The 26845-nt window shown below is 43.4% G+C and carries 27 protein-coding genes; 12 read left to right on the plus strand and 15 right to left on the minus strand.

The features are described from left to right. Positions 1-415: 415 nt before the first annotated feature. From RCH20_RS08310 to rpmI, 5 genes are all read right to left on the minus strand, one after another. The gene (locus RCH20_RS08310; protein WP_209956238.1) at positions 416-715 is read right to left on the minus strand and encodes an integration host factor subunit alpha; all 300 of its coding nucleotides are present in this window, start codon (positions 713-715) and stop codon (positions 416-418) included. Positions 716-1070: 355 nt separating this feature from the next. Further along, a complete protein-coding gene (gene pheT / locus RCH20_RS08315) occupies positions 1071-3494 on the minus strand; it encodes a phenylalanine--tRNA ligase subunit beta (protein WP_327193259.1) in 2424 nt (807 codons plus the stop codon). Positions 3495-3601: 107 nt separating this feature from the next. After that, entirely contained in the window at positions 3602-4657 is a 1056-nt protein-coding gene (gene pheS, locus RCH20_RS08320) for a phenylalanine--tRNA ligase subunit alpha (RefSeq protein ID WP_209956236.1), read from the minus strand. Positions 4658-4991: 334 nt separating this feature from the next. Continuing rightward, on the minus strand, positions 4992-5348 hold the full coding sequence (gene rplT, locus RCH20_RS08325) for a 50S ribosomal protein L20 (protein ID WP_209956235.1): 357 nt from the start codon (positions 5346-5348) through the stop codon (positions 4992-4994). Positions 5349-5439: 91 nt separating this feature from the next. Beyond that, positions 5440-5637: a 50S ribosomal protein L35 gene (rpmI, locus tag RCH20_RS08330; RefSeq protein WP_209956234.1), complete on the minus strand. Its 198-nt coding sequence runs from the start codon at positions 5635-5637 to the stop codon at positions 5440-5442. A 693-nt stretch (positions 5638-6330) separates the two neighbouring features. On the opposite strand from rpmI, the gene RCH20_RS08335 reads away from it, so the two are divergent. The 7 genes from RCH20_RS08335 to RCH20_RS08365 all read left to right on the plus strand — a co-directional run bounded on the left by RCH20_RS08335 (position 6331) and on the right by RCH20_RS08365 (position 12928). Further along, a complete protein-coding gene (locus tag RCH20_RS08335; RefSeq protein ID WP_327193260.1) occupies positions 6331-6762 on the plus strand; it encodes an acyl-CoA thioesterase in 432 nt (143 codons plus the stop codon). Between the two features lie 159 nt (positions 6763-6921). Then, complete coding sequence (gene hisI / locus RCH20_RS08340; protein WP_327193261.1) at positions 6922-7812, plus strand: phosphoribosyl-AMP cyclohydrolase; 891 nt, start codon at positions 6922-6924, stop codon at positions 7810-7812. A 206-nt stretch (positions 7813-8018) separates the two neighbouring features. Beyond that, entirely contained in the window at positions 8019-8327 is a 309-nt protein-coding gene (tatA, locus tag RCH20_RS08345; RefSeq protein ID WP_327193262.1) for a Sec-independent protein translocase subunit TatA, read from the plus strand. Positions 8328-8376: 49 nt separating this feature from the next. Next, positions 8377-9162, plus strand: a complete 786-nt coding sequence (tatB, locus tag RCH20_RS08350) for a Sec-independent protein translocase protein TatB (protein ID WP_327193263.1) — start codon at positions 8377-8379, stop codon at positions 9160-9162. A 155-nt stretch (positions 9163-9317) separates the two neighbouring features. Continuing rightward, the gene (gene tatC, locus RCH20_RS08355; RefSeq protein ID WP_442793123.1) at positions 9318-10067 is read left to right on the plus strand and encodes a twin-arginine translocase subunit TatC; all 750 of its coding nucleotides are present in this window, start codon (positions 9318-9320) and stop codon (positions 10065-10067) included. Between the two features lie 188 nt (positions 10068-10255). Then, the gene (locus RCH20_RS08360; RefSeq protein WP_327193265.1) at positions 10256-11752 is read left to right on the plus strand and encodes a UvrD-helicase domain-containing protein; all 1497 of its coding nucleotides are present in this window, start codon (positions 10256-10258) and stop codon (positions 11750-11752) included. A gap of 111 nt (positions 11753-11863) precedes the next feature. Next, positions 11864-12928, plus strand: coding sequence for a tRNA dihydrouridine synthase (locus RCH20_RS08365; RefSeq protein WP_327193266.1), 1065 nt, complete (start codon positions 11864-11866; stop codon positions 12926-12928). A 92-nt stretch (positions 12929-13020) separates the two neighbouring features. Here the strand turns inward: RCH20_RS08365 and RCH20_RS08370 are convergent, their stop codons facing one another. Then, positions 13021-13446 carry an MAPEG family protein gene (locus RCH20_RS08370; RefSeq protein WP_209956227.1) on the minus strand — a complete coding sequence of 142 codons (426 nt, stop codon included), beginning with the start codon at positions 13444-13446 and terminating at the stop codon, positions 13021-13023. A gap of 14 nt (positions 13447-13460) precedes the next feature. After that, on the minus strand, positions 13461-13874 hold the full coding sequence (locus RCH20_RS08375) for an OsmC family protein (protein WP_209956226.1): 414 nt from the start codon (positions 13872-13874) through the stop codon (positions 13461-13463). 433 nt (positions 13875-14307) lie between these two features. On the opposite strand from RCH20_RS08375, the gene RCH20_RS08380 reads away from it, so the two are divergent. Continuing rightward, on the plus strand, positions 14308-14826 hold the full coding sequence (locus RCH20_RS08380) for an RNA pyrophosphohydrolase (RefSeq protein ID WP_209956225.1): 519 nt from the start codon (positions 14308-14310) through the stop codon (positions 14824-14826). 170 nt (positions 14827-14996) lie between these two features. Here the strand turns inward: RCH20_RS08380 and RCH20_RS08385 are convergent, their stop codons facing one another. Then, on the minus strand, positions 14997-15965 hold the full coding sequence (locus tag RCH20_RS08385) for an NRDE family protein (protein WP_442793119.1): 969 nt from the start codon (positions 15963-15965) through the stop codon (positions 14997-14999). Positions 15966-16292: 327 nt separating this feature from the next. On the opposite strand from RCH20_RS08385, the gene lgt reads away from it, so the two are divergent. From lgt to RCH20_RS08400, 3 genes are all read left to right on the plus strand, one after another. Continuing rightward, on the plus strand, positions 16293-17177 hold the full coding sequence (lgt, locus tag RCH20_RS08390) for a prolipoprotein diacylglyceryl transferase (RefSeq protein ID WP_209956223.1): 885 nt from the start codon (positions 16293-16295) through the stop codon (positions 17175-17177). 61 nt (positions 17178-17238) lie between these two features. Then, positions 17239-18099 carry a thymidylate synthase gene (locus tag RCH20_RS08395; RefSeq protein ID WP_209956222.1) on the plus strand — a complete coding sequence of 287 codons (861 nt, stop codon included), beginning with the start codon at positions 17239-17241 and terminating at the stop codon, positions 18097-18099. Between the two features lie 83 nt (positions 18100-18182). Continuing rightward, entirely contained in the window at positions 18183-18782 is a 600-nt protein-coding gene (locus RCH20_RS08400) for a dihydrofolate reductase (RefSeq protein ID WP_327193267.1), read from the plus strand. Positions 18783-18909: 127 nt separating this feature from the next. Here the strand turns inward: RCH20_RS08400 and uvrC are convergent, their stop codons facing one another. The 3 genes from uvrC to RCH20_RS08415 all read right to left on the minus strand — a co-directional run bounded on the left by uvrC (position 18910) and on the right by RCH20_RS08415 (position 23020). After that, positions 18910-20754, minus strand: a complete 1845-nt coding sequence (gene uvrC / locus RCH20_RS08405; RefSeq protein WP_209956220.1) for an excinuclease ABC subunit UvrC — start codon at positions 20752-20754, stop codon at positions 18910-18912. A 221-nt stretch (positions 20755-20975) separates the two neighbouring features. After that, positions 20976-22505: a DUF3360 family protein gene (locus RCH20_RS08410; protein WP_209956219.1), complete on the minus strand. Its 1530-nt coding sequence runs from the start codon at positions 22503-22505 to the stop codon at positions 20976-20978. Between the two features lie 161 nt (positions 22506-22666). Then, complete coding sequence (locus RCH20_RS08415) at positions 22667-23020, minus strand: HNH endonuclease (RefSeq protein ID WP_327193268.1); 354 nt, start codon at positions 23018-23020, stop codon at positions 22667-22669. Positions 23021-23348: 328 nt separating this feature from the next. Here RCH20_RS08415 and RCH20_RS08420 point away from each other — a divergent pair, with 328 nt between their 5' ends. Further along, positions 23349-23906: a DUF4442 domain-containing protein gene (locus RCH20_RS08420; RefSeq protein WP_327193269.1), complete on the plus strand. Its 558-nt coding sequence runs from the start codon at positions 23349-23351 to the stop codon at positions 23904-23906. Between the two features lie 171 nt (positions 23907-24077). On the opposite strand, the gene rplS is transcribed toward RCH20_RS08420, so the two are convergent. The 4 genes from rplS to rpsP form a co-directional block, all read right to left on the minus strand. Continuing rightward, a complete protein-coding gene (gene rplS, locus RCH20_RS08425; RefSeq protein ID WP_209956216.1) occupies positions 24078-24509 on the minus strand; it encodes a 50S ribosomal protein L19 in 432 nt (143 codons plus the stop codon). Positions 24510-24716: 207 nt separating this feature from the next. Further along, positions 24717-25481, minus strand: a complete 765-nt coding sequence (gene trmD, locus RCH20_RS08430) for a tRNA (guanosine(37)-N1)-methyltransferase TrmD (RefSeq protein WP_209956215.1) — start codon at positions 25479-25481, stop codon at positions 24717-24719. A gap of 43 nt (positions 25482-25524) precedes the next feature. After that, positions 25525-26058, minus strand: coding sequence for a ribosome maturation factor RimM (rimM, locus tag RCH20_RS08435; protein ID WP_209956214.1), 534 nt, complete (start codon positions 26056-26058; stop codon positions 25525-25527). A gap of 194 nt (positions 26059-26252) precedes the next feature. After that, on the minus strand, positions 26253-26522 hold the full coding sequence (gene rpsP / locus RCH20_RS08440) for a 30S ribosomal protein S16 (protein WP_209956213.1): 270 nt from the start codon (positions 26520-26522) through the stop codon (positions 26253-26255). Positions 26523-26845 lie beyond the last annotated feature (323 nt).

Consider the following 26845-nt stretch of genomic DNA (forward strand, 5'->3'; position numbering starts at 1 on the left):
TAATTCACGGGTTTCAAGTAACTGTAAATCATGATGCCGTCGTGTTTTTGGCTGTGGACTGCCAAGCTCAGCATCAAATCGACACCTAAATTTCAGCGTCACTGTTTAATCAAAATGCATCACTATTATTTATTTTTAAATCGAACGCATGATTTTAGCTCAGCACTATTTTAGCTCAGCACTGTCTTAGAGACGTACTGGTTGCTTGAGACCCTACACTCTGAAACATAAAAAGGCCTAGCGTCAATACGCTAAGCCTCTCTTAAAAGATAGTTATTATAGATCTAAGAGCCAATATGTACTGAACTATTGGTTCTACGTCAGTTTTGTATTAGTCAAAAGCTAAAAGCTAAATCCACTCATAGAATTTTTATCAACAAGTAGGTTTCGGCTTATTGATAGTTGCAATTACTAACTACACATCAAATAAATGCTCGTCAACTTTTTGACGAAATTTTTGACCAGTTTTAAAGGTGACTACCCGACGTGCAGAGACCGCAACCGGTTCACCTGTTTTTGGGTTACGGCCTGGGCGGGTATTTTTATCTTTAAGCTCAAAATTACCAAAACCTGAAAGCTTTACCTCTTTGCCATCGATTAAGTTTTCTGTCAATTCATCAAAAAAATTCTCCACCAAACAGCGCCCTTCTTGGCGAGTTAAGTTGAGCTGACTCATCAAATGCTCAATCATGTCAGATTTGGTTAGGGTGCTCACAGTACGACTCCTATGCTATGTCGTGATGGCGGGTTTTATTATTCGGCGATACAATTACTGATCATGGCTATTATAAAGGTTTTTTGCAGTCTTATTAATAAAGTCTTCCACAAAATCCTTTATTAATAAGCAGTTAACTGGTTTTTGGCCATCATGGTCTTTATTATTTCATTTAAAGTAAGGTCTTATATAGTCAATAAGAAGTAATATCAATACATAACCTACTGCTGGCATACGTTTTTCTTGCTTGCTGTGCCTACGCAGACAGAGGCTGCAAAAAGCTTATACCCGCAGTACCGTCGCATTTTTAAGGTATTTTAACTATAGCAACAAAAGCTTGAAGTATGACTTAATATTAACTGTCACGAAGCTGCGCGCCATGCTGTGTAGTCAGTGCTTGAATAACGGTGTCAGTTGCAGCTTTTACTACCTCATCAGATAAGGTCTGTGTGCTGTCTTGCCATATTAGCGCAAATGCTAATGAACGCTGACCAGTTGGCACATTCTCGCCTTGATAGATGTCGAACAACCATAAATTCGTCAACAGCTTACCTGCAGTCTCACGTATGGTTGCCTGTAAGATCTGTAAGCTAATATCACTATCTATCAAAATAGCTATATCACGGCGCACTTGTGGAAATTTACTTGGTGTTGCTATCGGGTGTTGCTCACGAGCTAGGGTCAGTAACGGGGCTAACGCCAATTGCGCGACCCAAGTTGCTGGTAGATCGAGCTGTTTGGCCGTGTTGGGATGCAGTTGACCCAACCAACCGATGTAATGATTATCGATATAAAACTTAGCACTTTGACCAGGATGCAAAAAGTCTAGCTCACTACGCTCATAGCGAATGCGTGCGCTATCAAGCTGTGTGGGTAGCAGCTGTTCAACATCGTGCTTAAGATCATAAAAATCTATCGCGCGATTTTGATAGGCTTGCTCATCCCAAATATCACCGACCGCTACCAAAGCCATACTAGGTGTTTGCACCAACTCGCTAACACTGTGACCCACGAAGCTAAGACCAGTCTCAAAAAATCGTACCCGTGATTGCTGACGGTTAAGATTGTATTGTACGCAAGGTAATAAACTAGATAATAAAGTACGGCGCATCACTGCTAAATCACTAGAGATCGGGTTGGCAAGTGCTAATACTTCACCTAATGCTTCATCATCGATCAATGCTTCTAACTTAGCATCACTAAAGCTAAAACTGATGGCTTCCATATAACCGGTATCGACCAGCGCTAGTTTCATCTCATGAGTCAAATCTGCGGTATCGTCATAATCCATGCTAACTTGCAAGTGCGGCAAGGTGCTAGGAATATTATCATAGCCATAAATACGAGCAATTTCTTCGATCAAATCTTCTTTGATACTCATGTCAAAGCGGTACGATGGTGGCGTGCAGATCAATGAATCCGTTTGTTGTTCTACGATAAATCCTAACTGGGTTAAAATGCGTATCATTATTACTGGTTCAATATCAATACCAATAACAGCAGCAACCTTGGCTATCGGCAAGATAATCGGTGTGCGTGCAGGCAGGTGATTGCGATGCTCAACAGTGGCTACTTGCCCTGCTTGACCGCCGGTAATACTGGTAATCAAATGACAAGCACGTGCCAGCGCCAACGCTGGTAATTCAAAGTCAACTCCACGCTCAAAACGTTGTGAAGCATCAGTATGTAGACCAAAGCGACGCGCACGCCCGGCGATAGCCAATGGACTAAAAAATGCACTCTCCAACACAATATTAATGGTGCTATTCGTGACACTACTACGCTGACCACCCATGATACCAGCCAGCGCCAGTACGCCTTTATCATCAGCGATTACTAGTTCATCGCCAGTTAGGCTAATAGTTTGTTCATTAAGAAGAGTCACGCTTTCTTGTGGCTGCGCTAAACGAACAATAATATCACCAACAATAGTATCGGCATCGAAGGCATGTAGCGGCTGTCCAAGTTCCATCAGTATGTAATTCGTCACATCAACTAAGAAGTTGTGCGAGCGTAGCCCTGACTGAATCAGCGCATCTTGCAGCCATTTTGGACTGTCAATACTGCGATCAATATTATTAATAGACTGCAATAAATAGCGCGGGCACGCTTCTGTAGCACTTACTGTTACCGTAGGCGCGCCGACAGCATGATTAGTAGGTGTTGGTTCAGCAGTAGAAATAATGGGCAGCTGCATAGGTAAATCATTAGTGACCGATATTTCGCGAGCAATACCACGCACACTAAAACAGTCACCGCGATTGGGGGTAATAGAGATATCAAATATTTGATTGTCCAGCCCTAGATAATCGCGAATATCAGTACCAATCGGCGCATCATCAGGCAGCTCGAGCAAACCATCTAGTGCATCAGTCAAATCAATCTCAGAAGCGCCGCATAACATGCCATTTGAAGCAATACCGCGTAGCTCGCTGGCTTTAATATGGAAGCCCGCTTTATCATTGCTGCTGTCATTAGTAGGCAATACTGCCCCAACAGTGGCAACCGGCGCTTTCATACCAACGCGAACATTGGGCGCGCCGCAAACAATCTGTAACGGCTGATCGCTACCAATATTGACCTGGGTCACGCGCAGTTTATCGGCGTCAGGATGCGGTTCGACACTGATTACCTCACCGACCACCACACCACTAAATGGACGTGCAACGGCATAGCGATCATCAATCTCAAGCCCCGCCATAGTTAGCTGTTCGGCCAGCTGCTCACTAGTGTTAGCAGGGTTTACCCATTGACGTAGCCATTGTTCGCTAATTTTCATAAATATCTCGGATCAAAATATCAAAATAAATGTAATAAAACTGCCATTACAGCGGCGCTATTTGTGTGTCAGTACTGGTCTTCGTGTGCTTAGAACACTTAACTGGTTTAGCCAAACTGTTTTAAGAAGCGCACGTCATTTTGGAAGAATAAACGCAAATCATCAATGCCGTAATATAGCATTGCAAAACGCTCAATACCCATCCCAAAAGCAAAGCCGGTGTACTTATCCGCATCAATACCACAGTTGATCAGTACTTGTGGATGCACCATACCGCAGCCCATTACCTCAAGCCATTTACCATTATCATCTAAAATATCGACTTCAGCCGATGGTTCAGTGAACGGAAAGAATGACGGACGGAAACGTACCGTCAGCTCTTTGGCAAAAAACGCCTGTAAAAATTCGCTAATTAAGCCTTTTAACTCAGCAAAGGTACTCGACTCAGTAACCATCAAGCCTTCTAGCTGATGGAACATCGGTGAATGAGTTTGGTCTGAATCATTACGATACACACGGCCTGGGCAGATAATACGAATGGGCGGCGCAGTTTGTTCCATGGTGCGAATCTGTACTGGACTGGTGTGAGTACGTAATAGATAGTGCGCATCAAAATAAAAAGTATCATGCATGGCACGAGCTGGATGATGCGACGGAATGTTTAGCGCTTCAAAGTTGTAATAGTCACTTTCAACCTCAGGGCCAGTCGCCACATTAAAGCCAGCTTGGATAAAAAACTGCTGCATACGCTGGGTAATCATGGTCACCGGATGCAAATGGCCTTTTTGACTACCGCGCGCCGGCAAGGTGATGTCAATACGCTCGGCTTCCAACTTGGCGTTCAGAGCTGCAATCTCTAACGACTGCTGCTGTTCGGTAAGCGACTGCTGAATACGGCTACGCACTTGATGTAACCAGCCGCCATAAGTTTTTTTATCGCCGCTATCAAGCTTGCCTAGCTGTTTTGACCAGCCGGTTAACAGGCTTTTTTTACCCGTAAGTTGCACGCGTAACTCTTGCAGCGCCCTGATTTCAGCAGCTTGTGCGATCAAGTTTTCAGCTGAGCTCGCAAAATGGGTCAGTTGTTCTTCATTAAGCTCATTTAGCTCAGAGGATAAGGTCGGTAGCACCGATAAATCGGCGTTAACAGCAGGGGTAGTCATAAGACGCATCATTCCTGATTTAAACAAACTATTAGTTGTAAGGATGTGACCAAATATTACAAACCATTTATCCAATCATTTTTCAAACAAAAACTATTGAAAACAATGGCTTGAATATTTAGACGACCATAAAGAAAATTAAGTACCAATGCAAATCATTAATGCAAATCAGTGATTTGAATAAGTGATATAAAAAAAGCCACCGACCAGCGGTAGCTTTTATTAACATAGTATTATCAATTAATATTGACCCGACTTATTTAAATACTAATGACTCTTAACTTGTAGGATAACCTACAATATTATGAATTAAGCACTCAAATAGGGTAAATATTTATGCCAATTCCGCTTTTGCTTTTTCGACCAAGGCGCTAAAAGTAACTGCATCATGCATGGCGATGTCAGCAAGTACGCGACGGTCAACAGTGATGTTGGCTTTTTTCATGCCGTTAATAAAGCGGCTATAGCTTAGGCCGTTTAAACGTGCACCAGCATTAATACGAGCAATCCAAAGACGACGGAAAGTACGTTTTTTATTGCGACGGTCACGATATGCATATTGACCAGCTTTAGTTACTGCTTGTACCGCTACACGGTAAACACGTGAACGGGCACCGTAGTAGCCTTTTGCACGCTTTAAGATTTTTTTGTGACGGCGATTTGCCTGTACACCACGTTTTACACGGGCCATAACTTACTCCAAGATATTTTTAATCAGTATTAAGCGACAAACAAAGTTGTCAGATTGCAAAGTCAAATAAAATGTAGATGACAATAGTCAATTAGATGTATGGGCACATACGACGAACTGCTGATTCGTCAGACTTGTCCACCATCTTAAGACCGCGCAACTGGCGAATACGCTTAGCTGATTTCTTGGTCAAAATATGGCTTTTGAATGCTTGCTTGCGCTTGAAGCCGTTCGCTGTTTTTTTGAAGCGTTTGGCGGCACCGCGTTTGGTTTTCATCTTCACTTTCATGAGTGATTGCCTCTTTATCTTTGTTAGAACCTGGTCGTCAAATAACAGATGCTAGTATGCTTTATTTAAATAGCAACTAACCCTCTATTTGCCTCGAGGTGGGAGGCGCTATTTTAGCAGATGTGAGACTATTTTGCCAAGCAAAGTTTTAGCATGCTCTATAAGCATTTACTAACATGAGCTACTGTTAAGCAGTAAAATTGTATAGCCCAATACCAATTATTGGTTCCGCCCTTGATACACAACCCTTTCACTTGACCATTAAGCACTTATATTTAAGCACTTATATTGAATTTATTTTTTTATGAAATTGCAGATAAGGTATAATTAAGGCCATCTTTTAGAGGTGATAATTAATCCAACCGCTCACACCTAAATAGATTGTATGTCAGCTTAAGCTATGTTTAAGTAGTAACAGAGTTTGCATATAAACTTACAAACCATAGCTTGCTGCACCATATGTGAAAATAGTAGGGGTATAAAATAGCGGGCTAGCTATTGTGTGGTCATAGACAATTACGATACTGTCATCCCGCATCCCGGGCGCTTGTACGCTAGGCGCAAATCATTATATATAAGTCATTATGAAATATAAGTCTTTATAAAATATAAGTCTTTATAAAATATAAGTCTTTATAAAATATAAGTCTTTATAAAATATAAGCCATTATGTATAAAATGTAGGAGATCATAGTGTCAGACCAAGAGCTAGCTTTCGATAATGAAGTGTTTGTCTTTGAAACGGTTATGCGCGTGCGCAACACTGAAATCGATGCGGGTCAACATTTGACACTTGAATCTCTCACTGCATTATTGACTGAAGCACGGCAACGTTTTTTGCACTCTAGAAGTATTAAAGAGATTGATGCTGACTATCAAGGTTTACTCGTTAATAACTTGCAGCTCAGCTTTAATGGCCGTGTACGCGTGCGTGAGGAGCTATTATTTGAGGTGGGCGTTGAGCGATTGTCTGATAACGATGGCGATATAGTGATTAAAGTTACTCGTATGCATGATGGCTCTTTGGTGGCAAGAGCGCGACTGCACTTTATCAATTTCGACTTTCGCTCGAATAAAGTGACGGCGCTTAATACCACCATCAAAACCGCATTAGAGCTCCGTTAGAGCTATAGCCGTTTAAGGTCTGATGCTACCTTAAACCTTGCCATTAAAAATTAGCTCCCAATCTTTTAGTAACACAGACTTTATGCCACAAGTTTGATTGTGACTTACTTATTATCACTCTCACTATTCATTTACTACTCACAAGATGACAGATAGATTATGACTTTACCTGCTTGGTTGACTGCGATAAATTTTAACGCTGACGGACTGATTCCTGCAATTGCACAAGATCAGCAGTCGGGACGTATTTTGATGATGGCCTGGATGAATGCCGAAGCGCTACAGTTGACAGCGCAGACCCAGACTGCCGTTTATTTTTCACGTTCGCGCGCTAAACTATGGCATAAAGGTGAAAGCTCAGGTCATACTCAGCACGTGCATGACATTCGCCTGGACTGTGATGCAGATGTGATCGTACTTCGTGTTACCCAGGTTGGTGGTATCGCTTGCCATACTGGACGCGAGTCTTGTTTTTATCAGCGCCTAGATGTGACAGGATCAGAGCCAACTTGGCAGACCGTCGATAAGGTCATCAAAGATCCTGCTGATATTTATAGTGCAAAGGACCATCACTCGGATGAACATAGCGTAGATAAATCCACTAATATGAGCCCTCAAATTGCTGATACTAGTCCTACTAGTCCTACTAGTCAGGCCAGTGTCGCAATCGAAACTGCTAGCACTGCTAAAAATCGCGCGGAATCTATTTTGCAGCAGCTTGATCAGGTGTTAGCTGAGCGTAAGCACGCTGATGCCGATAGCTCTTATGTAGCTAGCTTATACGCCCGCGGTCTCAATAAAATATTGGAGAAAGTAGGTGAGGAAGCCACCGAAAGCATCATTGCGGCCAAAGACTTGGCCAGTAGTAATGAGCAAACAGACAAAGCGCAATATGATGCGGCGCGTAATGAGCTGATCTATGAAGTAGCGGATGTCTGGTTTCATACTTTAGTGGGACTGGCATGGTTCGACATTGAGTCAGATACCGTATTGACTGAGTTGGGACGGCGCTTTGGCTTATCAGGTATTGATGAAAAAGCTGCTCGGTAGTGGTAGATTAACTACTAGCCGTGTGCGATTAGTGTTGTTTTCACCTTTTTGACGACCGCGCACGTTATAATAAGCTTTGTTACCTATAAAATGGTTAGTCCGATAACCGTTGACATCAAACTTTAACATTTGACAGTTATCATTGGCCTGATAGACTCAACATACTAATACATAGAATGGTTTCACCAAAATATAAGGATACCGTTATGGGTAGTTTTTCCATTACGCATTGGCTGATTTTATTGGTTGTGGTGGTTGTCGTATTTGGCACTGCCAAACTTAAAAATGCTGGTAAAGATTTAGGTGGTGCAGTAAAAGGTTTTAAAGAGGCGGTCAAGGACGAGAATACAGAGCAGGCGAAGAAACATCATGTTCTTGACCATGATGCCAGCTCGCGCGCGCCAGACAGCTCATCTGATCCTAATATTGATGGCGCTAATAATGATATTGATAGCACTAAAATTGATGACATTGATATTAGTCCCGCCCCTGCTGATGATAAGCACCAGGTATAAGATGTACACTCTCTTAACTACTGCGTTTAAATAGCGATGTTTCACCATTATGTTTGATATTGGATTTTCTGAGTTACTCTTGTTTGGCGTCATTGCTTTAATAGTCCTAGGCCCAGAAAAACTGCCTCAGGCAGCGCGTACGGCTGGAAAATGGTATGCCAAAATTCGTCGAACAGTATCCACCCTCCAGTCCGAGATAGAAGCTGAGCTTGATTTGGCTGAAACCCGGCAACAAATGCAAAATGAACTTGCCAAAATTCGCCAGACTGAAGCGGATATGAAGCGTGAAATAGCAGAAATGCGTGGCAGTATACAAGAGTTTGAGTCTTCGCAAAATAAAGAGCTAGAAGCCACGCCTAAAACCACTACTCATCAGAATCAAGCTGAGAAAAAGCAGCCTATACCAGCAGAGTTTGATTATTCCTATGAGCAAGATCGAGATTATCCTCAAGGGCGAGACAGTCAAGCGCCAGCGACACCCTCATCTGGAGCTGATGGACTCGATGGCAGCGATACCAGTAATGACAATGATGTCAGTAATGAAAATGTGGCGAAAAACCCCAATCCAACCGTTCAGCCCATTATTACCAAACCATGGGAGAATATGTGGTTTCGTCTTGGTGCCTATGACAAAGCCCGTCGTCTACCCTCACCTCCCTACCTCCCTAACTATCAAGCTGATATCCTACTGCATACGGGTTTAAATAAAAAAGTGCCGGTTGATCGCTCAGGTGATGATCGCTCAGGTGACATTTCAGCAAATACGATTGCAGCAAATACCTTAACTCATCAACCAAATAAGCCTCCCTCTTTGCACAAACAGGAGGTGGATTAATGGGTCTATTTAAACGACAAAAAAGTCGACAAGAAAAATTAGCAGACGCAGAACCCAATACCCCTAAAATCGATACATCCAAGGCCAGTACAAACACCCAAACAGATACTGCCAGTAGTGCTAAGTCTGATGATATATTAAGTACGCTTGCTGACATGCCAATTACTGAGCACTTGATTGAGCTGCGAGTACATTTGATTAAAATATGTGTGGCAGTTCTACTAATATTTTTAGTGTTGGTAGGTTTTTCACGCGACTTATATAACTTTTTATCAGACCCCTTGGTCGCACAGCTGCCCGCTAATTCGACTATGATTGCGACTGACATTACCTCCAACTTTATGGCACCGATACGCCTGACCGTATTTGTTGCAGCGTTCTTTGCGATGCCTTATATTTTGTATCAAATTTGGTCATTTGTCGCTCCTGGCTTATATAAAAAAGAAAAGAAAATTGCCATTCCTGTCTTAATATCTTCGATATTTTTATTTTATGCTGGGGTCGCTTTTGCCTACTTTGTGGTACTCAAAGGGGTATTAAAGTTTTTTATCATGTTCGCACCGCAGAACGTATTACCGATGACTGATATTGATAGTTATTTGAGTTTTGCCTTAAAATTATTTATGGTCTTTGGGATAACTTTTGAGATTCCGGTGGTGACCTTGCTGTTGATATTAGTCGGCATCGTCTCCATTCAGACCCTAGAAGATAAGCGTCGTTATATTATTGTCGGTTGTTTTGCGGTTGCTGCCGTGGTCACACCGCCCGATGGCGTGTCGATGTTAATGTTGGCAATTCCAATGTGGTTATTGTTTGAACTGGGATTATTTTTAGCAAAAGTATTGATTAAAGAAGATAGCGATACTGAGTTATCACCAGACCACGAGGTCTCAGATCATAAATAACCGATCATAATCATAGAGTCTATAGATTAGTATTGCTCACTCACTTATCAACGTCTCTATTAATTTACTGTTTATTACCCTTACTTACTGTCACAATCATTATTCAACAGTCAGCCATTGTCTATTCAGTGGCTTTTTTTACCCCCATTACTTTATAGCCATGTTCTAGTATTTTAGGTAACATTATTATGTCCGCATCTATGCCCGCTTATATGACCAACCCCACCGATGAGCAGCTCAATGCGCTCAATATGGCGATGGACCAAAAGTCATTTAAAGTGGTGGCCTATGCGGGTGCAGGTAAGACGACTACGCTAAAACTTATTGGCGAGCGACTGCGTGGTCGCGGCTTATATTTAGCATTTAACAAAGCCATTGCTAATGATGCCCGGCAGAAATTCCCATCGCATGTGGATTGCCGCACCTTTCATTCACTCGCTTATAGACATGTTCCTCGCGATATAACCGCCAAACTGTCGCTACCACGCTTTTCACCTAAGCGACTCGGTGATGATTTAGGTTTGCAACCGGTGCAAGTCCGTCGGCAAATGGATGGGATAAAAAAATATATCACTCTAACACCAGCGAGACTGGCGCGCTTCGTCAGTGACGCGGTCAGCAATTTTTGTAGTACTCATGCCAGTTATCCAGCCCCAAGGCACTTGCTGTTTCCAAGCTGGCTTGATGAGTCTGACGCTGAACAACTACGTGAAATGCTTTATCCTTCTGTTGAACAGCGTTGGTTACAGTCTATCGATGCGCGTCATCCGGCCGGTATCGGTCATGACATTTATCTAAAGCTTTGGGCATTATCCAAACCTAGTATTCCAGCTGATTTTATTTTATTTGATGAAGCCCAAGATGCTGATCCATTAATGATGGGGATTTTGACCCAGCAGCCGAGGCAAGTTATTTATGTTGGTGACGCCCACCAGCAGATTTATGAGTGGCGCGGCGCAGTCAATGCCATGAAAAAACTGCCCCTACCACAAACCTTATTGACCCAGTCCTTTCGCTTTGGTGAACCGATTGCTGAGGTTGCCAATACTTTATTAAAGGCCCTGCAAGAAGATGTACCCCTAATAGGCAATCCCAATAAGCATTCCTCTACTGAAAAAGGTAGAGTACATAGTAAAAAAGATGCCATTCTTTGCCGTACCAATGCTGCCGCTATGTCACAATTATTGACCGGACTTAAACTGGGTCACCGTGTGGCGCTACAAGCGGATACAGATCGCATGCTTAAGTTCTGTCAGGCAGCAGAAAACTTGAAAAATGGTAAGTCTGCTTATGGCGTACCTGAGCTGGCTTATTTTTATAACTGGTCGGATGTGCAAGAATATTCTGAAACCTCTGAAGGTAGCGATCTCAAGACCTTGGTGAAGCTGGTTGATGACCATGGTACCAATGTGCTCACTCAAGCTGTTAATAGCTTGTCCAGTATTGAAAATGCAGATTACGTCATCTCAACCGCCCATAAAGCCAAAGGCCTTGAATGGGGGCGCGTGCAACTCGATGATGACTTTTATTATGATGTGACGACCAATGGGATTAAGATCAGCCCTGAAGAATTACGCTTACTGTATGTGGCTTGCACACGTGCCCAAAGCAATTTAGATATTCATAATATTCAAAGCCTAATCTCAGGGCTACAAGCCGGTAAAAAAGTAATTTATGGCAGTTAATATTTAAGTACCTTTTAACTATTTAATTTTATAATTATTAGTTAGCCTAATTTGAACATCATTAATTTTATACATAAACGCCACCGAATAAGCATAGATGAACAGACTCTAATGAACAATACTCAACACCCTGATTTATTACCCGTGCAATATAAAATACAGCAACTGTTTTCGCAGCCAGTCCGTTTATTGGCACCTATGGAAGGCTTGTCCGATCCTTTAATGCGGCAAATCCTAACCCAAATTGCCTATGATTTGGGGCGTCCTTATGATTGGTCAGTTAGTGAGTTTATTCGGGTGACCCAGCATGTATTACCGGCACATGTTTTTTATAAATACGTACCTGAACTACATAATGATGCCAAAACTGCTATCGGCACCCCTATTCATGTCCAACTATTAGGCAGCGAAGCGCAATTAATGGCAGAGAATGCCGCTTATGCGTGTGAGCTCGGCGCACCTGCTATTGATATCAATTTTGGTTGTCCTGCCAAGACTGTGAACAGTCATCGGGGCGGATCAGTACTGTTAGATGAGCCTGCCGTACTCTATGAGATTATCAGCGCCGTACGCCAAGCCGTCCCCGCTCATATTCCGGTCTCAGCAAAGATTCGATTGGGTTATACCGATACTTCTAGGATGGATGATATTCGCAGCGCTATCGCCGATAGTGGTGCAGATTGGCTAACCATTCATGCCCGCACTAAAACGCAGGGTTATAAGCCACCCGCCTATTGGGAAAAAATTCAAACGTTTAACTCGCTCAAGATACCCGTAATCGCTAACGGTGAGATTTGGACCACTGAGCAAGCACACGCTTGTATGCAACAATCTGGTACAGCGCATTTGATGCTAGGTCGTGGGGCGATTACTCGTCCAGATTTAGTAGCGCGTGTAGATAACTTAATGGATAACTTAATAAATAGCTCAGCAGATAACTCAGTAAACACTACTGCAGGCAATGCTAGAGAGTTATCATGGCAGGCCTTGATACCCCATCAAATTAAGTTCTTAGAAGGTCAAGCCAAGAGCGAGGTGATATTGGTAGGCCGTTACAAACAGTGGTTGGGTATGCTGACTAAAGGTTATAGCGAGGCGCAAACCTTGTGGGACGATATTAAACGTGAGAAAAATAAAACTGCTATCATTACTGCGCTAAAAATGAGCGCGCAGTAATGATAAGCATATTATTACTGTATATTATTAGGGCGTGTTGAACATTCAATACGCCCTAATAAATAGCGACTTTCATTGTAGAAACCATAAGGCTAAGCGCTAACTCTGATGGCTAAGTAAAATAGCATTAGGCAACACGCAATCGATAGTCCCCACAGTATAGAGCGAAAAGTCGCTAAGTTGGTGATATAAGCAGCACCAAACCCTATACGGATAATGACGTATAACCAGGCTAGGTTATTAATAATGACTTGCGGCACAAAGAACAGCATGGCAACCAATACCGAAACTAAAAATATAGGTAGCGTCTCATAGCTGTTCTGTTGTGCGGCATTAGCGCGAGCAGCCCTACCAGTGGTGTGCTGCAAGAAATTACGCGGATGCTCATTGTCTGCTAGATTAAAGCCACCAAGGATTTTAGACAATATGGCAAATGCTAACGGTAGTAAACTGGCTACCACCATGGCCCAGATCGCTGCCGCTGCTGTGTCAGGGATAAATCCAAATAATATACTCATTAGTATGTGTTCCCCTACCCTGCAATGATTTCAAAATCATGGGTAATATTCACCCCACCCTGTACCAGCATCCGACTGGCTGAACAATATTTTTTTGCTGACAGCTCGATGGCTTTTTCTACTTGCTTGTCTTTGACGTCTTGGCCAGTCACCACAAAATGCATATGGATGTCGGTATATACCGCGGGTACGGTTTCTGCACGCTGAGCCGTCATCTCACAACGCACAGCAACTAACTCTTGGCGCGACTTTTGTAAAATCGCCACCACATCATAACTGGCACAACCACCCAGCCCCAACAAGATCAGCTCCATTGGGCTTGAGCCCTTTCCTTTATCAGCATCAATTTGCACATCATGTCCTGATGGAGACACCCCCATAAAAGCTTTGTCTTCTTGCCACGTGACGCTTGCTTTTGATTCTGCCATTGTTAACGATCCTTTTTTAAGTCACTGATTGAGCCAATTGGATGGTTTTTCGTTGTTTAATAATTGCGATACACGCTAGTGTAGCATAAGCCAAAACAGGATTTTATAGAACAACTGTCATCTTCCATAACACCTTTTATCTGACCAATGAACCAGATCAAAAACTATGCATAGTGGATTAATATAGTATTGAACCAAAGCTGTAAAAACGTTTGAGAAATAGCATGATAACCCTTTGATTTTAAATATTTAAATTTCTGAAACATTTTATAGCAAAATATTGTTACACATTTTGGCCGTTTCTTGGTTTAATAATGGCAATGAATCTTATTTTGATATGGTAATAATATCAGTCACCTTATAATAACTATGACTGTTGTACCTCTATTATGTTGAAATAAGCGGTTTTTTAAACAATTTGAAAGGTTTAGTCATGATAGATGCAGACGGCTTTCGTGCCAATGTCGGTATTATCTTGGCAAATACACAAGGGCAGGTTCTGTGGGCAAAACGTATTGGTCACAATGCTTGGCAGTTCCCTCAAGGTGGTATTGACCGCGGGGAGACACCAACGGATGCAATGTATCGCGAGCTCTGGGAAGAGGTCGGCTTACATCCGCGTCATGTGGACTTGCTGGCGGTAACGCAAGATTGGCTGCGTTACCGTCTGCCAAAGCGCTATGTGCGTCATGGACAATATCCACTGTGTATTGGGCAAAAACAAAAATGGTTTTTGCTGCGCCTAGATGAGCTAAATACCCAACATATTCGCTTTGATGAGGGGAAGCCTGAATTCGACCATTGGCAATGGGTCAGCTACTGGTATCCACTAGGACAAGTGATTCATTTTAAACGTGGGGTATATCGCCGCGCCTTGCAAGAATTGGTGCGTGAACTGCCCCTTAAGCAAGAGCTTATTATTCCTGAACAGGACCATCACTTATCGCTATAAATTTATTTTCAATAATAAGTAGTGTTTTTTTAAGACCAAAAATAGTTTAAAAAAATGTCTGTTTTAGCATCTAACAACTATTAGATACTAGGGTGGACATTTTTATTTGTGCTGGGTTTATTACTTTAAAAAAGCGACTTCTATCAGGTTTCAATTAAGTTTACTAAACGTTAGCTACTATCACAGTTGAACTCGCGACTGATAAGCGTCGTCATGAATTTTGATTCAGTGACGCTGTTATCATCCTCGTTTTTATCAAGACTTACTGCCTTAAGGGTTAGAATGCTTTGAGTGCGCGTGCCGTAGTTTGGCATTACGCTTTTAAGATCTGTTAAAGCTGCCGGCTCGATACAGATGGCAGATAAGGCTTGCTCAACATCAATGCCGAACCCAGTATTTGGCAGCTGGTCTATTGGCGCTGGCATGTTATCAGACAGTGCGCTAAAGGCAGCGTCTTGCCAATACTCGAACATACTGTCTTCAGCAATCAGTGGCAACACTTCTTGGCGTAGCCTTCCGCGTAGCCGTTCGGTCTTAAACCAATCACTTTCAGGCTGGCCGTTAGAAAACACATGCAAGCCTGCATGCAATGCCATCGGTGCATGACCGCGGTTATTGACGATTACGGCCTGCTGGGTATCGCCTATAATTAAATTAAAGCCAGCATAGTCCTGTAGGCTAATTTGCCGTGCAAATGCCATCGGACTCATGGTACCGGTCAAAAAACCAGTGACGAGCTCGCCGCGAGAGCGCTCATCAGAACTTGCCTGCGCCCCATCACGAAAATTTAGCACCGCCGCCCAACGACCATTCTGTTTATAACATTGATTTTGATTGCCTTGTTGATTGCCTTGTTGATTGCCTTGTTGATTGCCTTGTTGATTGCCTTGTTGAATATCATTTTTATTATCAACAACTGATGACGCTAGCTTTTGCGATATTTGCTCTTGAGACAAATCCTGCTGCTGATGAATACCTAACCAGGTACCGCCACTTTGACAGTCACGTCCAGCATAGATGGGCTGGTCTGGCCATTGATGTAGCAGCTCAGTTGGACGCTGCAAAAACTCATCGCGATTAGACAGTAATATCAGTGGTAATTCATCAGATAATTGCCAAGCAATGGCGACAATACACATAGCATTTCCTAAGTTATTACTTAATTGACAAATAATTCAATAACAGTTACTTCAACGTTGATTAATTCGACAACGGCTATTCCAAACATTGTTAATTATTTCAGTATTGACTATAACATAGCTTTATTCTGTCTAATCTAATCTCTGTCAGTCGTGAGCAAATACTGATGGGCTACACTTATCAGTTTTCTCACCTCGTTATTGTAGCGCTTTGACTCTGTGATCAGCAGTGGATCATAACTTGTTCAAAGTCGCAATGATAGTATGCCTAAGGAGTGATTTTTGCTATTATGAACGGCATCTTATTGTCAATATTATGATTCCCTTATGATGATTCATCCCCAGTATGATCCTGTAGCATTAGCAGTTGGGCCAATCGAAGTCCATTGGTATGGGCTGATGTATTTGCTGGCGTTTGCAGCCGCTTATGGGCTGGCATGGTATCGCAGTACTAAGCGTGATAACTGGACAACTGATATGGTCTCCGACCTAGTGTTCTACGGCGCGTTAGGGGTGATATTAGGCGGCCGTATCGGTTATGTACTGTTTTACCAGTTTGGTGAGTTGCTGCAAAACCCCGCCTATCTTCTAAGAGTATGGGAAGGGGGTATGTCGTTCCATGGCGGCTTTATCGGTGTCATGTTAGGTATGTGGTTCTTTGCGCGTAAGTATAAAAAAACCCCGTTTCAAGTATTCGACTTTGTCGTTCCTTGCGTGCCAACAGGTCTATTTTTCGGGCGCTTAGGTAACTATATCAATGCTGAGCTGTGGGGCCGGGTTTCTGATGGTGGTTATAATTGGTTGACCTACTTCCCGCAAGCGGCTTCCTTTGATATGCAACAGCTACAAACCAATCCTGCCATGCAAGAGCTGATGATTGAGGTAAATGGTCAGTATCTACTGCCTCGTCACCCTTCACAGCTGTATGAAGCCTTTGCTGAAGGGTTATTATTGTTTCTATTTTTATGGTGGTATTCCTCTAAACCGCGCCCACGTATGGCAGCGACGGCTGTGTTCCTATTGGGATATGGAGTGAGCCGCTTCATCATTGAGTTTTTCCGCCAGCCGGATGCCGACCAAGGCTTTGTGTTGTTAGGTTGGATGACTAAAGGGCAAATATTGTCCGCACCGATGATTATTCTTGGCTTTATTCTCCTGGTCTATGCTTATAAGCGCGGTATTTATGATTGGGGTAAGCAATCTGCTTATTAAGCACTCTTTCCTTGAATACCATTTTTGATACTGCACTTTAATAATACAAAAGAGCACTGTTATGATTAATAATAAAAACGAGCAAGCTTATCTTGATCTGCTTCGCGACGTCCTTGAAAATGGTACAGAAAAAGGTGATCGTACTGGAACCGGTACCCTTAGCCACTTTGGGGCACAGTTACGCTTTGATTTGGCCACAGGTTTTCCCTTATTGACCACTAAAAAAGTCCATTTTAAGTCCATCGTCTATGAGCTGCTTTGGTTCTTAACAGGTAGCACTCATGTTGATTATTTACAGCAGCATAATGTGCGGATTTGGAATGAGTGGGCCACTGCTGAGCAGACCGCGCATTTCAATCGCCCTGCGGGTGATTTGGGTCCGGTTTATGGTCATCAGTGGCGCAATTATGGCGCAAGTAAAAGTGCAGATGGTAGCTATAATGATGATGGTGTTGACCAAATCACTAAGGTTATCGAGCAAATAAAAACCAATCCTAATTCGCGACGCTTGATTGTTTCGGGCTGGAATCCTTGCGAAGCTGAACAGGTGGCGTTACCCCCTTGCCATACCATGTTTCAGTTCTTTGTCGCAGACAATAAGCTCTCTTGCCAGCTATATCAGCGCTCAGCTGATTTATTCTTAGGCGTGCCATTTAATATTGCCAGCTATGCCCTATTGACTCAAATGGTAGCGCAAGTTTGCGGATTAGAAGTTGGCGAGTTTATTTGGACCGGCGGCGATTGTCATATTTACCAAAACCACCGTGAACAAGCCGAATTACAGCTGACGCGCACGCTTTTTGCATTGCCAACTTTGACCCTAAACCCAGATATCAATGATATTTTTGCTTTTAAGTATGATGACATCAGCGTTGATGGCTATGAGTCGCATCCCGCTATTAAAGCTAAGGTTGCCGTATAATTAGTCAGTTCTATACCTTATTCACTGTGCAGATAAGCCATTTTTCTCATATCAGTTGTTCGTATTAATCTAAAGGATCGTCTATGAGCTATGCTAATATCCAAGTCGCCCAAATTGCGGCTATCAGTAATAATCGCTGTATCGGCAAAGGTAACGATCTGCCTTGGCATATCTCAGCAGATTTGCAGCACTTTAAAAAAATGACCACACGTGATATACCCGTTGACCAGCCTGATGGCGCTACTAATGCCAGCCTTTTACAAGGCATTGTCATCATGGGCCGCAAAACTTTTGAGTCGATGGGCAGTAGACCATTACCCAAACGTATTAGCTTTATTATTACCACGCAAATGGACTATGCCGAGCAAAAGGGTCTGGTAGGACGCGCTAACGTTTATGTGGTACATAATTTAGAGGATGCGCTTATCCAAGCCGCAAGCTTAGCGCATGACTTACAGCTTGATACCATTTGGGTGATTGGTGGTGAGCAAGTATTTGGCGAGGCCTTAATATATACTGACCGCATTGAGCTGACTCATGTGAACACTATGATTGATGACGGTGATGCTTTTTACCCAGAGCTGCCAAGTGAATTTGATGTTGCACAGGAATCTGAGCAAATGCACGATGAAAAGAGCAATTTAGACTTTAAATTTGTGACTTATCAAAGAAAAAGCCACTAAGCGTTAAACCCTAGCGGCAATTTTATTGGGTATTTATTGGGTATTTATTGGGTATATTGAACTGTTGTATCTGCACGGTTAATTAAGCTTTATACGTGTAGCAGCACCCTATATAGGGTGCCGTACTTTACTCATGCAAGACTTTATAAACGGTCTTAGCCAACACAGGGCCAATACCTGGCACTCCGCCCAACTCTTGCTGCGAAGCCCCCAATAACTGCTGCATACCGCCAAAATGATTGAGTATATCGCGGCGGCGCTTTTCACCCAGTCCTGGAATCACTTCTAACACGGATGATGAACGGCGCTTATCACGTTTTTTACGATGGGCAGTAATCGCAAACCGATGCGCCTCATCGCGAATATGCATTAGCAAATGTAGTGCTTTACTGTCCATCGGCAAATCCAGTGGATCGTGGTCTAAGAAATGCAGTACTTCTAAGCCGGCCTTACGACCTTCACCTTTGGCAACCCCAATCAGCAAGGTATCACCCAGTATTCCCAGCTCAACCAACACTTCTTTTGCCATACTCAGTTGACCCTTGCCACCATCTATCAATAATAAGTCAGGTAATGGCTGCTTTTTATAGCGGCGGGTGAGCACTTGTTTCATCGCGGCATAATCGTCACCGCCTGTAATATCATGAATAGCATATTGGCGATAATCCCGCCGACGCGAACCACCTTGGTCAAAGACCACGCAGCTGCCAATGGTTGCTTCGCCCATAGTATGCGAGATATCAAAGCACTCAATACGATCAATCACTCGATCTGTCACTGACGCTAATACGTCTTTTAGCGCACCAAAACGCGCATGCAGCTCTAGATAATCGCCAAGCTTGGTTTTTAACGCATTATTAGCGTTAAGAGTTGCCAGGTCTAACCATTCTGCACGGTGTTCGCGTACGCTGGTTTTTATCGTGACTTTACTGCCAAAATGAGTCGCTAAGGCTTCACTAACCGCGCTTTGATCCGGTAGTTCATGGCTCAAGATAATCTCGGCAGGCAAGTCATCAGTCACTTGAAAATAAAACGACATAATAAAGGCTGACAAGTTATCTGCTAGCGATTCACTGCTATCGACATCAGGAAAATAGTTCTTGCCGCCCAGCACACGACCACCTCGCACCGTCAATACATTAACAGCCGTTATTCCTGCTTGACTGGTAATCGCTATCACATCAGCCTCACCTTCTACCGTATAAACCGCTTGCCGCGCTTGTACCTCGCGCAGCATAGACAGCTGATCGCGATAAAATACGGCCTTTTCAAAATCCAGTTCTTCAGCAGAAGCTTCCATCTTTTCGATCAATGCATTATGGATATCACTAGAATCGCCCTTTAAAAAGCGAATAGTATTAGTCACATCTTCAGCATAATCTTCCGGCGTCACCAGACCCACGCAGGGCGCGCGGCAGCGTTTGATTTGATACTCTAAACAAGGGCGTTTACGCTGACGAAAAAAGGTATTGGTGCACTGGCGCATCTGAAACATTTTTTGCATCAATACTAAAGTTTCTTTGGCCGCATGCGCTGAAGGGAAAGGCCCAAAAAAACGACCTTTTTGATGATTGCCTTTGCCGCGTCCATAAGCCAAGCGTGGATAGGACTTGTCTGCTGATATAAACACATATAGATAGGACTTATCGTCACGCAGTAGCACGTTATAAGGGGGACGATATTCCTTGATTAAATTTTGCTCAAGCAGTAACGCTTCGGTCTCACCACGAGTAATAATGGTTTCGATGTTATGAATACGCGCGACCAATGCTCGAGTCTTCGGGTGATCAATAGTCTTAGCGAAATAGCTATTTACCCGGCTTTTAAGCGACTTGGCCTTACCAACATATAGAATATCGCCATTTTTACCCAACATTTTATACACCCCTGGCAAATTTGGCAGGCGCTTAATTAAATGTTTAAGACGGGCTTGCTTGTCATCGACGGTACTCGATGCTGAGACAGTAACCATAAATCTAGTGCTCTTAAAAAAGTACTGTAATAGCGGTAATAAATGCTGTAGTACAGTCAATTATGGGGGATAACAGCAATTTTGCAAGCGTACTCCCGTGCCGTTGTAAGTCAGTTGCTGTTAATATTAGATCACAAAAAAAGCCAGCGTAAAGCTGACTTTTTAGCGTTCAAATAAAAGCTTAAACAATGACACTTGAGCAACGAACTTAAAAGACGAACTTAAGGACGGAAATTCGGTAGCAAGGCTGGAATGCCCGGTAACATACCAACCACAGCCATCACCCCAGTAAGTACCACAAACATGACCGTGGGAATGATCCAGCGGCTCATTTTACTCAAGCTAGCACTACGCTTTTTTGAACCAATCAAGCCTAAGTTGTCGAGTAGTAAGGTAATTGACCAACCAAAGGCTGGGTTGACCAGAGCTGAAGCAAAGACCACAATCGCAGCAGACTGGGTGGTTTTACCTTCACGCGTCATTTCCATGCCCGCTTCTAGTAACGGAATAAAAACCCCTACAATCAAGGCCACGCACATCACCGGTTCCCAAATCGCCAAATCCATCGGATAGCCCCAAAGTCCTGCTACTACACAGAATAATGCGGTTAATACCGCACCAGCTGGAATAGGACGCTTGGCAATCGCTGCAGGGACAATGTAGGTGCCCCACGATGAGGCAAAGTTTGCACCGCCCAGTACCGAGCCTGCAACCTGTCGAACGGATGCACTGACCATAGTGTCATCAATATCCATCAATACTTTTTCGGTACGCTTAGGGTAGCTGATTTTTTGAAACACTTGGTGACCCAAAAAATCAGGTGACCACATCGCTACTGCCAACACTGCAAATGGGAGCACTACGACAAAGCTCTCGACGGTAGGCAGACCAAGCATCCAACCGGTATTTTCGCCCCACCAATATGCTGGGCTCATATGCGGCAAACCAGGTCCGGTCTGAAACTCAAATGGTGCGCCTAATGCGAAGGCAACCCCGCCGCCTAATAAACAGCTAAGTGGTACCGCAAGCCAACGCTTATTAAAATTCTCTAAAACAGCATACAGCACGATGGTGAGCAAAATCACAATGAAGGCAATATGCGACATGCCAATACCTTCTGCCCAGGCGAATAAATTTTTGACTTGCGAGGTGGTACCAATAAAGCCCAAGTACAGTAACAAACCACCGCACACGCCTTTACTGGTCAAGTTTGCCAGCAAACTCCCCCCCTTACTAACCGCTAGCAAGAGACCAAAAGCACCAATAAGCAAACCAAAGGCCATTGGATGCCCACCGGCAGCAACCACAATAGGTATCAAAGGAATCAGCGGGCCGTGGGTACCAGCAAGGTTAGCGGTTGGTAAGAAGAACCCTGAGAATAAAATAATAAAAACAGAGACGATTAATAGCTCATAGCGTACGTTTTCTAGCACAAATGCTTCGCCCAGCCCTAGCGGCCCTGCGAAGGTCGCAGCGATGGCGCCCACCATCACTACTTTGCCAATCGTTGCCGCCATTGCTGGAATAGTATCTTCATACTCAAAACGATAATCACGGAACGGCAAATTGGCACGCCAGCGCTTAGGCTGCATGATTTGTAGTTCATGATTAAGATAAGCGTCACGGTTTTTGAAACTAGAGTTTGGCTTATGCAACTCGGCATAGCTGCCTTCTTGCAACTCGTGGTGGTCATCGGATGGATTCGGTAGCTGCGGGCTAGACCCTGATGGGGGAATCTGGGTATTACTCATCACATCTCCATGTATTGACTGGGGCTGGTATTTACCCTGTACGTGATGACTTATCCAACCAAAATTGTACGTGAGATAAGCCAGCGGGCACAAAATTGCGGTCATTGTATGCCATCAAAACTTAGAATGCGAGTGTTGTGGAATAAAGTATTATAGAGTTCTCAATGTCTGACTGATATTTTGAGCCCTGCAGGTCGTTTCTTAACCCAGTTGATAAACGTTTGTACCTCGCTATGTTCTTTTAAACGCTCAATCGTATGGTAATAGCTCGCGAGCTCATGATTAGCAAAAATACAGTGGACTTGACTGTGGCATGGCCGACATAGCATAGCGATATCCGCTTTCATAGCGTCACGACTAAAGTTGCGTTGAGTGCGGCGCTTATTGTGCCGAGACCGAGGAATAAGGTGATGGCGAGTCAATAGCAGCTCATTACGCCCACAAAGCTCACATAGTCCTTGCTCATCTACTCTGTTATCGATATTGTAGTTATCTTTTTGACAAATACGTGACATGACAGCAAGGCCTCCTGTTTTGTATTGGTGATCAATACTGGATCGTTATAAATATTAGTTATCAATAATACATCATTATTTTAGTTACGCTTTAAGACTGGCGAGGTCTATTATTTTTAATTATCATAGATACTTTTTGTTCAGACCCTACTTAGTAGCAACGGTTAATAATAACGATCACGGTTAAAAACGTTATTCTGTGCTGATTGCCCTACCTATCACTGACGGCGCTGCCTGCTATTCATTTTCGCTTTTCTGCTCACTAAGACCCAACAACAGCCAAGCAGGCACGACTGACAGAATTGCCAATAGGCAAAAGGACAGATTTATGAGTTTACTACCCAAAAACTTTGAGACCCTAAAGCGTAAGACCAAAAAAGGCATTATGCCGCTACTGACTCCGCACCTGCTCAAACTACGTATTAACACTTATGCACCTTATGTCGGCGCTGGAATCAAGGTAGAGCATATCGATTTGGATCAAGGCCTATGCGTCGTTAGTATGGGACTTAACGCACTGAACAAAAACATCGTGGGGACACAGTTCGGCGGTAGTTTATACTCAATGGTCGATCCATTTTATATGCTGATGCTTATGCACCAGTTGGGTGGCAGCTATGTGGTTTGGGACAAGAGCTCACAGATTGAGTTTATTGCACCTGGCAACAGTAAAGTCTGGACCCGGATGAAAATTCCCAGTACAGAAATTGCAACTATTCAGGATCTAGCAAAAGAGGGTGAGGCGGTTTTTCGTGAATACACGACAGACATCGTTAACGATCAGCAAAAAGTCGTTGCAACCGTCAAAAAAACCATTTACATCCGTCTACGTAAACACAGTAAGTCTAAAGACCAAAGCAGCCGTATAGACAGTCTAGAATCATAAAAACTCAGACCTTATACATACAAAAACCCCAATCTGGCATACGCGCAGATTGGGGTTTTGTCTTTTTTGGTACGCCCACTTATTTATATGATAAACCTATGAATAAGGGCTTGTATCTACTTCTACCTAGTCACCTTAGCGTCTTAATAGGCGCTAAGGCAAACGGCAAGCTTAAACGCCAGGTGCAGTCTTAACCGCATCAGGTACACCAGCATCAGTTTTTTTCTGAGCTGCTGATTTTGATGGGCGGACGCCAAGCTTTTCGCGGATACGTGCTGATTTACCAGAACGCTCACGTAAGTAGTACAGTTTCGCACGGCGAACAGCGCCGCGACGTTTCACTACAATGCTATCGATAATTGGTGAATGCAATTGGAATGCACGCTCAACACCGACCCCACTTGAAGTTTTACGGACGGTAAACGCTGAGTTTAAACCGCGGTTACGCTTAGCAATAACGACGCCTTCAAAAGCCTGTAGACGCTCACGCTCACCTTCACGTACTTTTACTTGAACCACGACGGTATCGCCGGGGGCAAAGCTTGGGCGCTCAAGCAATTGAGCGTTTTCAATGATCTGAACCAAAGGGTGCTTGTTGCTCATGAGAGTTATCTCCTCACATTAGACAATAGAGGCTTTACGCATATCACCTGTTTGTAATAAGTAATCATGCCTATTATTAATAGTATGTATTAAATAGACACAACATAAATTGGGTTGGCAAACGGCCATTATCGTATGACCTGTTTAATCTTGCTCAAAATTCTATTTATTAACTGTTTATCAAAGCAGTTTTTTATCTTGCCAAAACTACTTTTTATCTATTTTTGCCAATGCTTTTAACCATTTAGCTTGCTGCGTCGTTGGCCTAAAAGCCTGCCATAAATCTGGACGCCGCGTTTGCGTGCGTTCAACTTGCTGACTAAAGCGCCATTTGGCAATGTTGGCATGGTGGCCTGACACTAGTACTTCAGGCACTGCCATACCAGCAAAATTATGTGGCTTAGTATAGTGTGGGCAATCGAGCAAGCCATCGACAAACGAGTCTTGTTCTGCTGATTGGTCATCACCCATTATATTAGGTAGACGACGTATCACACTATCCATTAGCACCATCGCTGGCAGCTCGCCACCAGTCAGCACATAATCTCCAACCGACACTTCCATATCGACATGCTGCGATAATAGGCGTTCATCAATACCTTCGTAACGACCACATAATATAATCATGCCGTCATACTCAGTCATGTTGACCACGTTACTTTCGCTGAGTGTCTGCCCTTGTGGCGACATATAAATCACCGGGCAGTACTCACTATCAATACGGCAACCATGCTGACTGGCGCGTAGGCGGGCATCCTCGATGGCTTGTGATAATGGCTCAGCCATCATCACCATGCCAGGACCGCCACCATACGGACGTTCATCAATACGGCGATAGTTGTCAGTGGTGTAATCACGCGGGTTAATACATTCGATCGTGATTTGCGTCTGAGTGACCGCACGTCCCGTGATACCAAACTCACGAATCGCTGCAAACATCTCAGGAAAAATACTAATCACGGCAAAATACATTTAAATCCCACATAAACGCGTCTAAATAACGACTAAAGTTAGACTAGTAGTCGCTTGGCCAAGCTACAAGCACCGTTTTACTGGCCATATCGACCTGCATCACGGTTTGCTTGTGCCAGGGTATCAAGCGTTCTTCAGCATCTAAACTATCAGCAGTTGTGGCAACACGCATCAAATCATGGGCACCAGTCTCAAACATCTCAGTAATATCACCAAGATACTGCTCCTGTTCATTCATGACTCGAAGACCAACCAAATCCGACCAATAATATTCATCTTCGGCTGTTTCTGGTAAGACATCTTGCGCGACCCAGATAGTGGCACCGTTCATGGTTTCAGCGACATTACGGTCAGGAACTTGCTCAAACTGAGCCACAAGTCCTGTACCTTGCTCACGCCACGCTTTAACAGTTAGCGGCTTCATACCAGTAGCCGTTTTCATCCACCACTGCTTGATGTCAAATATTTCCGCGTGTTCATCGGTATCGCTGAACACCCAAAGCCAACCTTTTATGCCGTAAGGCTTTTTGAGCTGACCGATTTTCATAAGGGTGCTGGCGTCTGGTACAGATGACATAACGGCTAACCTAACATGATATAAATAGCAGTGGATAAATAGCGACTGTCAGAACGTAAACAATCAATTAAAACAGCGATAAACAGTTAATGGCGTACACTGGCTCAACCAGCTACGCTATGTGTTCTAAAGCCAAGCATGCAACGCAACCATCACGCTATCAATGCTCAACGACTACACTTGGCAACTGGCAATTAAGCAGTAGCTTCAGTGCTAGCCGCAGCTTTGTTATAAGCTTTTACTAATGAAGCAACGCGGTCTGAAGGTTGTGCACCTTTTTCGAGCCACGCATTGTACGCGTCCATATTTACACGTACCGCTTCTTCTGACTCTTTAGCTAGCGGATTAAAAAAGCCGATGTTTTCAATGTAGCGACCGTCACGCGCGCGGCGTTGATCAGCAACAACAACTTGATAAAATGGGCGTTTCTTGGCACCGCCCCGTGCTAAACGAATAACAACCATGTGAATTCTCTCTTTCGCAGGTATACCAAAAAGGGCATAATTATATCATAGTATTATTTTATTGAAAACATAAACTGTGTTTATTTAATTAAATTATAACAATAGCTTAAATGCCTTCGTCTACCAAATGAGGTCCATAGCGATTACTCCTTATCGGTTCGAATTATGGTCGAGATACTCTTTGCAATACGCTCCCTTCATGACCCTATTTTCGTAAAAGTATATAAAATAACACTTATAACCTATGAAACCACAGGGTCACCATAGCGAATAAGTAGCTATTCAATTATACTTTGTGAGAACTTTGTAAAAACAGCCCCTAC

The organism is Psychrobacter sp. PL15, assembly GCF_035984995.1.
Taxonomy (GTDB): Bacteria; Pseudomonadota; Gammaproteobacteria; order Pseudomonadales; family Moraxellaceae; genus Psychrobacter.